Source organism: Poseidonibacter antarcticus (assembly GCF_003667345.1).
Lineage (GTDB): Bacteria > Campylobacterota > Campylobacteria > Campylobacterales > Arcobacteraceae > Poseidonibacter > Poseidonibacter antarcticus.
In genome coordinates this window covers 511,371-524,442 of record NZ_RCWF01000001.1, presented here as the reverse complement: position 1 = coordinate 524,442, position 13,072 = coordinate 511,371, and the positions used below count along the sequence as shown (strand labels likewise).

13 protein-coding genes and 1 rRNA gene are annotated in these 13,072 nt (G+C 25.5%); 12 read left to right on the top strand and 2 right to left on the bottom strand.

The features are described from left to right. Positions 1–124 precede the first annotated feature (124 nt). Positions 125–241, top strand: a 5S ribosomal RNA gene (gene rrf / locus D9T19_RS02655). A 132-nt stretch (positions 242–373) separates the two neighbouring features. On the opposite strand, the gene D9T19_RS02650 is transcribed toward rrf, so the two are convergent. Next, complete coding sequence (locus D9T19_RS02650; RefSeq protein ID WP_121626644.1) at positions 374–1,318, bottom strand: hypothetical protein; 945 nt, start codon at positions 1,316–1,318, stop codon at positions 374–376. Positions 1,319–1,505: 187 nt separating this feature from the next. Between D9T19_RS02650 and D9T19_RS02645 the strand changes: the two genes are divergently transcribed. The 7 genes from D9T19_RS02645 to D9T19_RS02615 all read left to right on the top strand — a co-directional run bounded on the left by D9T19_RS02645 (position 1,506) and on the right by D9T19_RS02615 (position 6,931). Then, complete coding sequence (locus D9T19_RS02645) at positions 1,506–2,624, top strand: aminotransferase-like domain-containing protein (protein ID WP_121626643.1); 1,119 nt, start codon at positions 1,506–1,508, stop codon at positions 2,622–2,624. Positions 2,625–2,775: 151 nt separating this feature from the next. After that, on the top strand, positions 2,776–4,068 hold the full coding sequence (locus D9T19_RS02640; protein WP_121626642.1) for an NCS2 family permease: 1,293 nt from the start codon (positions 2,776–2,778) through the stop codon (positions 4,066–4,068). Positions 4,069–4,077: 9 nt separating this feature from the next. Continuing rightward, on the top strand, positions 4,078–4,524 hold the full coding sequence (locus D9T19_RS02635) for a phosphoribosyltransferase (RefSeq protein ID WP_121626641.1): 447 nt from the start codon (positions 4,078–4,080) through the stop codon (positions 4,522–4,524). Between the two features lie 127 nt (positions 4,525–4,651). Then, positions 4,652–4,921: a hypothetical protein gene (locus D9T19_RS02630; protein WP_121626640.1), complete on the top strand. Its 270-nt coding sequence runs from the start codon at positions 4,652–4,654 to the stop codon at positions 4,919–4,921. A 57-nt stretch (positions 4,922–4,978) separates the two neighbouring features. After that, positions 4,979–5,365, top strand: a complete 387-nt coding sequence (locus tag D9T19_RS02625; RefSeq protein ID WP_121626639.1) for a DUF423 domain-containing protein — start codon at positions 4,979–4,981, stop codon at positions 5,363–5,365. Positions 5,366–5,369: 4 nt separating this feature from the next. After that, entirely contained in the window at positions 5,370–6,173 is an 804-nt protein-coding gene (locus D9T19_RS02620; protein WP_121626638.1) for an ion transporter, read from the top strand. Continuing rightward, positions 6,170–6,931, top strand: coding sequence for a Rossmann-fold NAD(P)-binding domain-containing protein (locus D9T19_RS02615; RefSeq protein WP_121626637.1), 762 nt, complete (start codon positions 6,170–6,172; stop codon positions 6,929–6,931). Before D9T19_RS02620 ends, D9T19_RS02615 begins: the two co-directional genes overlap by 4 nt. 1 nt (position 6,932) lies before the next feature. Here the strand turns inward: D9T19_RS02615 and upp are convergent, their stop codons facing one another. Beyond that, positions 6,933–7,553, bottom strand: coding sequence for a uracil phosphoribosyltransferase (upp, locus tag D9T19_RS02610; protein WP_121626636.1), 621 nt, complete (start codon positions 7,551–7,553; stop codon positions 6,933–6,935). 156 nt (positions 7,554–7,709) lie between these two features. Between upp and D9T19_RS02605 the strand changes: the two genes are divergently transcribed. From D9T19_RS02605 to D9T19_RS02590, 4 genes are all read left to right on the top strand, one after another. Next, positions 7,710–8,945 carry a uracil-xanthine permease family protein gene (locus D9T19_RS02605; protein WP_121626635.1) on the top strand — a complete coding sequence of 412 codons (1,236 nt, stop codon included), beginning with the start codon at positions 7,710–7,712 and terminating at the stop codon, positions 8,943–8,945. Positions 8,946–9,041: 96 nt separating this feature from the next. Next, the gene (locus D9T19_RS02600) at positions 9,042–11,696 is read left to right on the top strand and encodes an ATP-binding protein (protein WP_121626634.1); all 2,655 of its coding nucleotides are present in this window, start codon (positions 9,042–9,044) and stop codon (positions 11,694–11,696) included. Continuing rightward, on the top strand, positions 11,689–12,192 hold the full coding sequence (locus tag D9T19_RS02595; protein ID WP_121626633.1) for a YajQ family cyclic di-GMP-binding protein: 504 nt from the start codon (positions 11,689–11,691) through the stop codon (positions 12,190–12,192). Before D9T19_RS02600 ends, D9T19_RS02595 begins: the two co-directional genes overlap by 8 nt. A 113-nt stretch (positions 12,193–12,305) precedes the next feature. Then, the gene (locus D9T19_RS02590) at positions 12,306–13,046 is read left to right on the top strand and encodes a DUF3147 family protein (RefSeq protein ID WP_228197949.1); all 741 of its coding nucleotides are present in this window, start codon (positions 12,306–12,308) and stop codon (positions 13,044–13,046) included. Positions 13,047–13,072: the final 26 nt, after the last annotated feature.

Below are 13,072 nucleotides of genomic sequence, written 5' to 3'. Positions count from 1 at the left end.
AAGTATACATTGTGTGACTTTAACATTAAAATATCTTTTACTCAACATATAAGTTGAGTAATGAGTATATTAGATTAGGATTTATTTATAGATTTTATTTTATATATATTGATTACTCAGTTTTGCTGGTGGTTATAGAGAAGAGGAAATACCCAGTCCCATTTCGAACCTGGAAGTCAAGCTCTTCATCGCTGATAATACTGCAGGGTCCCCTTGTCGGAAACGTAGGTCACTGCCAGCTCTTGAGTATTTATTCAAATTAGCTTAGCTTTTTACACTTTTTTAGTGTTTTAAGCTAAGCTTTTTTTCTGCTTTTTTTGCCTTTCTTATTCTTGCTTTCTCTTTATTTAATTTCTATGTTCTAAATATTTCTTTATTTATAAGAATCTTTATTAAAATACATCCCAAGATTAAATCTCATAGCATATCTAGGTTTAAAATTATTTTCATCATTATAATAGTTTTCTGGAATAGCATCTACATATAACCAATTTTTTATGAAATGTCGATAACTAATTTTTAAACTATTTCTTTTAACCCGTAAATTTGTATCTATATTATCAATATAAGTTGAAAAACTATATGTTAAGTAGTTCTTTGAGTTGATTTCTTGACTTAAATATGATGAATTAATTATTTGGCTATCTCTACTTTCTTCTGAATGCCAATAATATTCTGTGTAGTTATGTATTGAATTATTATCGTTTAATTGTTTATCAAACCTCATATAAGAAGTTGATTCTAATTTATCTATAACTGACTCTTCTATTTTTTGTCCAATTGTATAATCAATATTAGAATAGATGTCTTCCCATGTTTTTAGTGCGGTTACTTTTACAAATGGATCTAGTTTACTTCCTAGTTTAACTCCTGATTTTACTTTTAACTTAATATCATCTTTTAATGTCTCATAAGATAAAGCTAAATTAAAATCATCATTTGTATTTGAATCATGGTTCTCAATAAAATCTTTATTTTCATCTATTTTATCACTTTCAAATACTAATCTAAATTTATCTTTTAGTTTTGGTAACTTTAACTTTAATTTTATTTTTTGATCGAAATTTACACTTCCATGTTGGTTTTGAAATGCCGAGAATTGAATCAATCCATAAGCTGATGAGTATTTTTCTATATCTAATTTTCTACTATCATCAACATAGTTATCTAAATTTGTTGACATAGCTATTATATAGTTATGTATATCTTTCCTATGATCATTTGTATTTGAAATGAATGTTTCTAAAAATGAATTATTTTCTCCTGCAAACAAATCAATTGTACTTAGCATAATTAAGGGTAATAATATTTTTTTCATAATTAATTGTACATCAGTATTGATTAATTATGCTACTTTTTATTTATATAAAACTTATAAATTTATTTTTTGATTCTTTTTTTAGTAAAGCAGTAAATAAAATAGCAATTTAAGATAATAATATTGCAATAATAGATAAAGAATTTTTTATTTATTTTATATATAATTCCGTTAAAAAGTAGGATATATGAGTAATAAAATTAAAAGGTCATATATAAGAGAAATATTAGATGCAACTGATGAGGATACAATCTCATTTGCAGGAGGCCTTCCTGATAAAGAATTTTTCCCATTAAATCAATTATCTAAAGCAAGTAAGAAAGTATTTAAAAATGCTGATTGCTTACAATATTCAAAATCTCAAGGTATTGAGGGTTTAAGAGAAAAAATTGCATCAATTTACACGAATAAATTAGGTTTTAAAACTTCAAAAGAAGAAATATTAATTACTACAGGAAGTCAACAAGCTTTTGATATTATTTTAAAAAGTTTAGATTCTAAACAAGTTATTGTTGAAAGTCCATCTTATATTGGTGCATTAGGTGCATTTAAAATATTAGGTAAAGAAATAAAAGATTTCAAAAAGCTTAGTGAATTAGAAAAATTAATAAATAGTTCTAATATTTTATATGCTATTAGTGATTATCAAAATCCTTCTACAAATGTTTACAGTAATAAAAAAAGAAAAAATATTGCTAGTATATTAAATAAAAGTAATTCTACTTTAATTGAAGATGGAGCATATTGTTTTTTAAATTTTAAAAACAAAGTAAAAACTCCTATTTCAAAATTATATGAGAATTCTTATCACTTAGGTTCTTTTTCTAAAATTGTTGCGCCAGGGTTAAGATTAGGTTGGGTTCGAGCAAAAGCAGAGAATATTGATAACTTATTAGCTGCTAAAGAATCTTTAGATTTACATACTTCAACTTTTAATCAAATGTTGGTAGAACAATATTTAAAAGATAATGATTTATTTGAGCATATAACTAAGATTAATGATGCTTATAGTAAAAAAATGGAATATATGGCTAAATGCTTTAAAAAATATATCCCTTCTTTTAAATTTAAAAAACCAGAAGGTGGAATGTTTATTTATGGTTCTTTTGATGTAGATTCTATGTTATTAGCTAAAGAAGCATTAAAAGAAAATATTGCATTTGTACCTGCTGAAGTTTTCTATTTAGATGAAAAATCTAATGAAGCTAGATTTAATTTTACAAATGCCACTTATAAAGAAATAAAAATGGGAATAAAAAAACTATCTTCCATTCTTGATAATTATACAAAAAAGATAAACTCTTAAAAGAGTTTATCTTTTAAATTACTTCTTCTACTCCCCTTATATTTTATAATATTCAAAATATCATAATGTTTGTATATTTTCTATGCCTTTTATATTAATTTTTATTTAGGTTTGAGTATACTTTGCCCTTATTTAAAATTAAGGATAATTTGTGAACTTTTTTAAATTAAAAGAACATAATACTAATGTTAAAACTGAGTTCTCAGCTGGTTTTACTACATTTTTAACGATGATGTATATTGTTCCTGTAAATGGTTTTATTCTAGCTGATGCTGGTCTTCCAATGGATGCTGTTGTAACTGCTACAGCACTTATTACAATTTTAGCAACACTTTTTTCAGGCCTTTGGTCGAATACTCCAATTGCAATGAGTGTTGGTATGGGACTTAATGCATACTTTTCTTATGGTTTGGTATTAGGTATGAAAATTCCATGGGAAACGGCACTTGGTATTGTATTCTTATCTGGTATTTTATTTGTAATCTTATCTTTAACAAATTTTAGAGTTTGGATTATGACTTCTATTCCTATGAGTTTAAGACGTGCTATTTCAGCTGGTATTGGTTCATTTATTGCATTTATTGGATTAAAACAAATGGGAATGATTACAGCTAGTGATGCCACATTAGTTACATTAGGTGATTTTTCAAACTCAAATGTATTACTTGGAGTTTTAGGTTTAATTCTTGCATTCTCTTTTTATGCATATAAAATTAAAGGTGCATTTATCCTTTCAATTGCTATTACATCTATTGTTGCATGGATTTTTGGTTTAGGTGAATTACCTGAAGCTATTATTTCGATGCCTGCTTCAATTTCTCCTATTTTTATGCACCTTGATATATTAAGTGCAATAAGTTTATCTTTATTACCTGTAATTATTACTTTTTTAATTACGGATATGTTTGATACTTTAGGTACATTAACAGGCGTAGGAACAAGAGCTAAGTTATTTCAAGAGAATAATAAGAATGATAAATCATTACAAAGAACTTTAGAAGCTGATGCTATTGCTACATCTGCTGGAGCTTTAATTGGTGTATCTACAACGACTGCATTTATTGAAAGTGCTACAGGAGTTGAAGAGGGTGGACGAACAGGTTTAACAGCTGTATTTACAGCTATGTTTTTTATAACAACTTTATTTATGTTACCATTATTTAAATCAATTCCTGCAAATGCAATTTATCCTGTATTGGTTGTTGTTGGTGTTTTAATGTTTACAGAATTAGGAAAAATTAATTTTGTAGATTCGGATTTAGCTACAAGTGCAGGGGCTTTTTTAATTGTTATATTAATGCCTTTAACTTTTTCTATTACGAATGGTATAGCAGCTGGTTTTTTAGTTTATACGATAATTAAATTAGCAAAAAAAGAGTTTAGTGATTTAAATATTGGTATTTTAGTAATTACATTTATTAGTGCATTAGCATTTATTTTATAAGGAAGAATTTTGGAAAAACTATATTATAGTTATGATTTATTTAAAAAAGATACACAAAAATTAGTAAACAGTTGTAGAGATTACAATCCTGATGTATTATTAGCTGTTGCACGTGGTGGTTTAACATTATCTCACCTAATGGCACAAGCTATGGATATGAGAAATTTATATACTTTAAATTCGGTTCATTATGAAGGTGATTTAAAATTAGATTCATTTAATATATTTAATATTCCTGATGTTTCTCATGCAAAAAGAGTCTTAGTAATCGATGATATCGTTGATTCAGGTGAAACAATGGTGGAAATTTTAAAATTATTAAAAGAAAAATTTCCAGATGTTGATTTTAAGTTAGCAACATTATTTTATAAAAAAACAGCTGTAATCCAACCTGATTATACAGTTAGAGAAGCTACACAATGGATTGATTTTTTTTGGGAAGTTGACGTAGTATAATAAATTTAAACCCTTAATTTAAGGGTTTAAAACTATATAAAATATTACTTTTATATATAAATAGCTGACTTTTACCTTACTTTTACATTCTACTTTGTATAATTAAAAAAACTATATGGATAAAAAAATGACTTTTATAGATTTCAAAAAATTACTTTTAGATGCGGAACTTACAATACCTAAATTTACAGCTTTAATAAAAGTTAGTGAAAAAAATATACAAGCGTATAAAAAGAAGAAAGAAGTGCCAAATGCAATTGCTTCAATTGCTGCATGTTTTGCTCATATGAATAAAATGGGGATAGATTATAGAACTTTAATTGATGATTTAGAGTTAGTAAAAAAAGAAAAAAAAGGTGCAGGTTTTTCTAAAGACAATTCTTTAAAAAGTAAATAAAATATTTTATTAACTTTTTTTTGATATACTTCGCAAAAATTAACTTTTGGAAGTAGTATGACACTTAGTAATAATAGTAAAAAATTTTTAGCAATTGCATCATTTATGATGGCTCTTTCAATTGCTCTTGGTGCATTTGGTGCACATGGTTTAAAATCAATAGTAACAGAATCAATGTTGAAAATATATAATACTGGAATACAGTATCAATTTTATAATACTATTGGTCTTTTTCTTGTAGCTTTTTTAATAAACTTTAAAGCTGATTCAAAAATTTTAGTAAGAAGTGCATGGCTTATTCTTATTGGAATGATTATTTTCTCTTTCTCATTATATGCTTTAGTTGTTTTTTCATTACCTATTTTAGGTGCAATTACTCCAATTGGAGGAACTTTATTAATTATTGCTTGGCTAATGGTTACTTATTCTATTATAAGGAATTAGATTAATGACTACAATGCAAAGAATTGAAGAAGTTAGAGATTCTAGATGGTTTTCTAATTTAACTACATTTATAATTATTGGATATGCAAGTATTTTAGGATTTAAGACATTAGATCAAGTTGAGACAAATTATAATTTATTTCTTACATTTGCTGATTATTTTGTAACAGTATATTTTGTATTTGAATTAGCAATTAAAATGGTTGCAGAAAAAAAGTTTTTAAACTTTTTTAAATCTGGATGGAATATTTTTGATTTTACTATTGTTGTAATTACTCTTTTACCTTTAGAATCATCAAGTTTTGCAGCAATTGCACGACTTATGAGAGTATTTAGAATTTTACGATTATTTACAGCACGACCTGAGTTAAAAGCAATTATAGATATGCTTATTAAAGCTATTCCTTCAATTATTGATATAGTTATACTTATGTTTATAATCTTTTATATATATGCAATTATTGGTAGTTTTTTCTTTGTAGATTTACCATCTGGTTTATGGGAAAACTTCTTAATCTCAATGTTAACACTATTTAGAGTTTTAACTTTTGAAGATTGGACAGATGTAATGTATGAAGCTATGGAAGTTTATCCATGGGCTTGGGTATATTTTATTTCATTTGTAATTATTGCTGCATTTGTATTTTTCAATTTATTTGTTGCAGTTATTATTGGAGAAATGCAAAAACTTCAAGAAGAAGATATGAAAGATGAAATGCATGAAGATAGTTTAAAGTTAGATCTTTTACTTGAAGAAATAAAATCACTAAGAACTGAAGTTAAAGAGTTAAAAGAAAAAGATAAATGAAAACATTTACAATATTAGGAGCAGGGTGGCTTGGCTTTGCTCTTGGATGTGAGTTAGAAAAAACTTATAAAATAAAAGTATCAATGAGAGATAATAAAAAAGAAGAAATATTTCTAAAAGAGGGGTTTCTTCCTTTTTTATTAAATGAAGAAGATTTTACTTTTTTAGATGATTTACTTGAGACTGATTATCTTTTTATTAATTTTCCACCTTCTAAATTTAAAGATTATTCAAAATTTTTAGAAAAGATTTATTCACATAAAAAAATTAATAATATAGAAAAAATTATATTTGTTAGTTCCACTTCGATTTATCCAAATGAAAATGATATTTTTAATGAAGATTCTAAAATATCAAATGAAAAATCACCAAAAGTTTATGATTCTGAAATGTTAATAAAAGATAAAACAGATGTAATATTTAGATGTTCTGGTCTTATGGGATACAATAGAATTGCAGGAAAACGTTCTTCTTCAAAAATTGTAAATGATAAAGATATAAAAATAAATTATATTCATAGAGATGATGTTATAAATGCTACAGCTTTTGTAATTGAAAATAATATAAATGGAATATTTAATCTATGTGTAAAAGAGCATCCTACAAAAGAAAAAATTTATTTACATAATGCGAAAAAATTTAATTTTAAAGAATCAATATTCAAAGATGAAAAAGCTTTAAACAATAGAATAATAGATGGAAGTAAAATTGAGAGTCTTGGATTTGAATATAAATATCCAAACCCTTTTGAGTTTTAGTTTAGTGTGTATTAAAGGCTCTATCCCCTGCATCACCAAGTCCAGGTCTAATATAATTGTTTTCATCTAATCTTTCATCAATTTGTGCAATATAAATATCAACATCAGGATGTGCTTCTTGAACTTTTTGTACACCAAATGGTGAACCTAAAACATTTAGACAAATAATTCTCTTAGGATTTTTACTTTTTAAATAATCAATACCATCTATTAAAGAACCACCCGTTGCTACCATTGGGTCAAGTAATAAAACTGTTCTTCCTTCTAGTTTTGGAATATTTTCGTAAAATAGCTTACTTAATGATGTCTCTTCATCTCTTTTCATTGCTAAAAAACCACTTTTTGCATATGGTAAAGTTTTTAAAATACCAGTAAGCATAGGCTCACCTGCTCTTAGAATAGGAACTAATACAAGTTTTTGTACTTCAATCATTTCTACATCTAATGGACCCTGCCATGTATTTATATTTTGGCTTACTGTTTCAAAGTCATTTAAAGCCTCAGAAGCAACAATTCTTGAAATTTCTTCGATTGTTAATCTAAATTCATTTGATGTAGTTCTTACATCTCTTAATCTATTTACAAGATGTTTTACAACAACATTTGTACTTTCTTTATACATATTTGTTCCTATTTATTGATTTATAAGTCTAAAAATCATTTTACATTTTAAACGTTATATATTACTAAAAAATTGCTTATAAATCATACATTAATTTAATTTTTATTAACTCGTATTTAGATATGATATAAAAATTTTTGATATATAAGAGGTAGTATGAAACCCACAGATTACAATTTTAGAGCTAAAGATTCTATATTAGGCTTACAATTTTTATTTGTAGCTTTTGGTGCACTTGTTCTTGTGCCTATTTTAACAGGATTAGATCCAAGTGTTGCATTATTTACAGCAGGAATTGGAACATTAGTTTTTCAATTTGTTAATAGAGGTGCAATACCTCCTATATTTTTAGCATCATCTTTTGCTTTTATTGCACCAATTTCTTATGGTGTGCAAACTTGGGGAATTGCAGCAACAATGTCTGGACTTGTTGCCGCTGGTTTACTTTATGTAGTACTTAGTACACTAATTAGAATAAAAGGTGATAATTTTATACATAAGTTATTACCAGCTGTTGTAGTAGGTCCTGTTATTATGTCTATTGGTTTAATTCTTTCACCCGTTGCTGTAAATATGGCAATGGGTAAAACTGGTGATGGTTCACTTGTTTTAGTGCCTTTTGAAGTGGCAATTGTTGTTTCAATGATTTCTTTATTTGTAACTGTATTTTTCTCTTTATTAGGAAAAGGAATGTTTAAACTAATTCCAATTTTAGCTGGTATTATTATTGGATATATTGTTGCTTTAATATATGGAATTGTTGATTTTACTGCAGTTTCAAAAGCAGCTTGGTTTTCTATTCCAAATTTTACAACACCAGAATTTAATTGGCAAGCTATAATTTTTATTTTACCAATTGCAATTGCTCCGGCAATTGAACATATTGGTGATATGTTAGCAATTTCAAATGTAACAAAAGAAGATTATCTTAAAAAGCCAGGTTTAAAAAACACATTACTAGGTGATGGATTAGCAACATCTGTTGCAGCTTTATTTGGTGGTCCTCCTAATACTACATATTCAGAAGTTACTGGCGCTGTTACTATTACAAAAGCATATAATCCCGCAATTATGACATGGTCAGCTATTTTTGCTATTGCCTTAGCATTTATTGGAAAAATAGGTGGAGCATTATCCACAATCCCAACACCTATTATGGGTGGAATTATGTTGCTATTATTTGGAATTATTGCAACATTAGGTATCTCTACGCTTATAAAAGCTAATACAGATTTTACTTGTCCTAGAAATATGATAATTGTTTCTATGATTTTAGTATTTTCTATTGGTGGAATGACATTTAATTTTGGTGGTGTGCCATTTTCTGGAATTGGTTTAGGTGCAATTATAGGAATCTTTTTAAACTTAGTTTTACCACAAGCTGCGAAATAATAAAATATGGACTAACTAGGTTTTTAGTTAGTCTTGTGATATGTTTTAAATTTATTTGTTATAATTATAATATTTAAAGAAAAGAGTATTTAATTAATGAATAAATTATCTATAAAAATCAAACTAATTTTACTATTTATTGTTATTAAAATACTTCCCTTAATGATAATCACATATATATCTTATCAAGGTATAAAGAATTTAGATGCATATATGAATTCTAGTACTACTTATTTATATAATCAAAGTAAAGAAATCATACAAAATACTGCAAATGAATCAATAGATAATAGTATTAATAATTTGAATAAAAAATCACAAAAATCATTAGAAAGGTTAACTTTAGAAATAGCAAATAGAGTTTCAGAATTCTTAAAACAAAGAGATTCTGATCTTTTACTATTATCTAAATTAGATATTAGTGATAAAACACTTAATGATTTTTATAACAGTAAAAAAAAAGAAGTGGTATCTCATCATAAATATAATTATGATGAGAATAATCAAAAATGGGTAGTAAAAAATATTAATAAAACAAATAAAAATCTTCCTAAAATACTTGAAGATAATAAAACTGCTTTTAATTATAATCCTGAATCTTTAGTAAATACTAAAATTATACCACTTTATAAAGAGATAACTTTTTTTGATTTAAAGGGAATGGAAATAAATAAAATTTCTTCAATTAATAAAAAGAAATTAGATATTTCAATAAAAAGTAATACTTATATTAATTCTGAAACTTATTTTGAAGAGATAAATCATTTAAAAAAAGGTGAAATTTATGTTTCAGATGTAATTGGTGAATATGTAGGAAGTAATATCTTAGGCATATTTACAAAAGAAAAAGCTAAAGCAGCAAATATTCCATTTATTGCTCAAAACAGTGCGTATGCAGGTTTAGAAAATCCTAATGGAAAAAGATTTGAAGCTATAGTTAGATTTATTACTCCTGTTTTTAAGAATGATATAAAAATAGGTTTTTTGTCAATGGCACTAGATCATAGACATATCATGGAATATACAGATAATTTAAATCCTATAGGAATATATTCAAAGAGTCAAATAATTGATGCTAGTAAGGGGAATTATGCTTTTATGTGGGATTATTTAGGTAGAAATATTTCACATCCAAGGGATTACTTTATAGTTGGATTTGATAAAAAAACAGGACAAAGAGTTCCTGGATGGATAAGTGAAGATATTAATAAGGAGTTTTTAGAATCAAAAGAAAAAAGTTTAAGCAAGTTTCTAAAGACATACCCACCTTTTAAAAATCAGTCATTAAAACAAAAAGCAAATATGTCTCAAGTAATACAAAAAGGTCAAATTCCTTTAGATTGTAGATATCTTAATTTTGCACCACAATGTACAGGTTGGATGGAACTTACAAAAAATGGAGGACATGGATCTTTTATTATTTTTTGGGGTGGGGTAAAAAAATTAGTAACTGCTGCTGTAATTAAGTATGATACTAGCAAGTATAAAAATTCAAAAAGAGGTTTTGGTTTTGTTAGTATTGGTGCAAATGTTGAAGAATTTCATTCTGCGGCAAATAGAACAAAAGAAAATATTGATGAAATATTAAAAATACAGAATAATATTGTAAAAGATATTGTTGATGATAATAAATCTGAAATAAATATATACATAAATGATATGATAAAACAATTAACATTTGTTAGTTTTATTATGATTATAATTGTTATTATTGTAGCACTTTTGATGTCTAGATATATATCTTCAAAAATAGAAAAACTTATTATGGGTACGAAAAAATTTTCAAATAATGAATTTGGCTATAGGATTAATGTTGAATCTGAGGATGAGATTGGAGATTTAGAAAAATCATTTAATGATATGGCATCAAAAATAAATAAATTAGTTAATCATCAGAATAAATTAAATATACATTTAGAAGAAAGTGTAAAAGAAAAAACAAAAGAATTAATCAAGATTAATGAAGGATTAGAAGAAAAAATTTCAAAAGTAGTTAGAAAAAATAGACAAAAAGATGCTCAATTAATTCAAAATAATAAAATGGCATCAATTGGTGAAATGATTTCAATGATAATTCATCAATGGAAACAACCTTTAAATGCAATAAGTATGATTAATTCATCACAAGAATTACGTGCTTTAATAGGTGATAATACGAAGGAAGAGCTTAAAAAAGATAATATTGCAATTAAAAAGCAAATAGAATTAATGTCTTCAACTATGGAAGATTTTAGAAATTTCTTTAAGAATAATGTTAAAAATGAATATATGGTTTCAAAAATGATTCAAAAATCTATTAATTTAATACAAAATATTTATAATTACCAAGGAATATTTATTAAATATAAAGAACAAGAGGGGTTTGACAAAGCTTTAACTCTTGGATATGAAAATGAATTAATTCAGGTGATTATTAATATTTTAAATAATGCAAGAGATGCTGTAATAATGAATAACAGTGATATAAAAGTAATTGAAATAAATTGTAAAGTGCAAAAAGATGAATTAATAATTAGTATTCTTGATTTTGCAGGTGGAATTGATGAAGAAATTAAAAATAAAATTTTTGATGCATATTTTACTACAAAAGATAAAAATGATGGTACAGGGTTAGGTTTATATATGACTAAAACTATTCTTGAAAAAGTTAATGGTACAATTACAGTAAATAATAAAAATACACTTATTGATAATATTTCATATAAGGGTGTAAATTTTATAATTAAATTAAAAAAGGAAACAAATGGCTAAATCAAAAGAACACCAATTTGATATTTCTGCAAAATTAGATATGCAAGAGATGAAAAATGCAGTAATTCAATCACAAAAAGAAGTTGATAATAGATATGACTTTAAAGGTATTGATAAAGATATAGATTTAAATATTGGTGCTAAAACTTTAGTATTAACAAGTGCAAGTGATAATAAAATTGATGCAATAAAAGATATTTTAATCTCTAAGATGAATAAAAGAGGTATTTCAATCAATTCATTAGAAGAATTAAAAACTGAAGATTCAAGTGGTGGAAATAGAAAGTTTACTTATAAAATCATAGATAGTATTGAAAAAGATGAAGCGAAAACTATTCAAACTGAAATTAAAAGCTTAAAACTAAAAGTAACAGCTGTAAATCAAGGTGATGAGATTAGAGTAAGTGGTAAGAATTTAGATGATTTACAAGCAGTAATGAAACATTTAAAAGGTCTAGAACTAAAGGCTCCTTTAGTATTTGATAACTTTAGATAAAAATTAATTTTTTATATAACTTTTATATGATTTATATATAATTCATCTTTTAAAAAGGATGGATTATAGAACTTATAATAATAAAATCAATTACAGTAGTAAGCTTAGTATTATTGCTTTCTTATATTGCTGAAAAATTAAATCCTAAAATCTCAGGTATATTAGCGGGTCTTCCTGTTGGAAGTTCTATAACTTTATTATTTTTTGCTTTAGAAAATGGAGTTGATTATGTAACCAAAGTAGCACTTTATAATATTCATGGTTTATTTGCTGCTTTGGCTTTTTCAATTGGTTATTATATTAGTACTTTTTATAAAGGTAAATTTGAAGTATTTTTGAGTTTAATTATCTCTTTTTTATCATATTTAATTATTGCATTTATTTTAGCATATGTGCCTCCTCATATTATTTTTACACCTTTAATCGTGATTTCTTTAATGATAATAGCTACTATTTATTTTTCTAAAAAAGAAAATTTCTCAATAGATAAAAAAATAAAAACATCAGTATCTGATATATTTTTTAGAATATTTTTAACTATTTCAATTTTTTTAATAGTAACAAGTTTACCAAAATATGTACCATCAAATATAGCTGGTATTTTTTCTGCTTTTCCAAGTGTTTTACTTCCATTACTTTTAATCATTCACTTTAGACATAGTAATTTACAAGCAAGAACAATAATAAAAAACACACCATTTGGCTTAAGTTCTGTTGTGATTTATTCTTTGGTAGTATATTTTACTTATGGAAGATGGGGAATAGCTCTTGGAACAATTATCGCTTTAGCTTGTTCACTTTTATATGTATTAGTTCAAGGAAAAGTTTTAAAAGCACTAAATTTAATCAAATAAGTTTTATACACGCTTCATAAACAAAC

Coding starts and splice junctions, on each gene's coding strand:
- D9T19_RS02650 (WP_121626644.1), bottom strand. CDS start 1,318: ATGAAAAAAATATTATTACCCTTAATTATGCTAAGTACAATTGATTTG.
- D9T19_RS02645 (WP_121626643.1), top strand. CDS start 1,506: ATGAGTAATAAAATTAAAAGGTCATATATAAGAGAAATATTAGATGCA.
- D9T19_RS02630 (WP_121626640.1), top strand. CDS start 4,652: ATGACTTTTATAGATTTCAAAAAATTACTTTTAGATGCGGAACTTACA.
- D9T19_RS02625 (WP_121626639.1), top strand. CDS start 4,979: ATGACACTTAGTAATAATAGTAAAAAATTTTTAGCAATTGCATCATTT.
- D9T19_RS02620 (WP_121626638.1), top strand. CDS start 5,370: ATGACTACAATGCAAAGAATTGAAGAAGTTAGAGATTCTAGATGGTTT.
- D9T19_RS02615 (WP_121626637.1), top strand. CDS start 6,170: ATGAAAACATTTACAATATTAGGAGCAGGGTGGCTTGGCTTTGCTCTT.
- upp (WP_121626636.1), bottom strand. CDS start 7,553: ATGTATAAAGAAAGTACAAATGTTGTTGTAAAACATCTTGTAAATAGA.
- D9T19_RS02605 (WP_121626635.1), top strand. CDS start 7,710: ATGAAACCCACAGATTACAATTTTAGAGCTAAAGATTCTATATTAGGC.
- D9T19_RS02600 (WP_121626634.1), top strand. CDS start 9,042: ATGAATAAATTATCTATAAAAATCAAACTAATTTTACTATTTATTGTT.
- D9T19_RS02595 (WP_121626633.1), top strand. CDS start 11,689: ATGGCTAAATCAAAAGAACACCAATTTGATATTTCTGCAAAATTAGAT.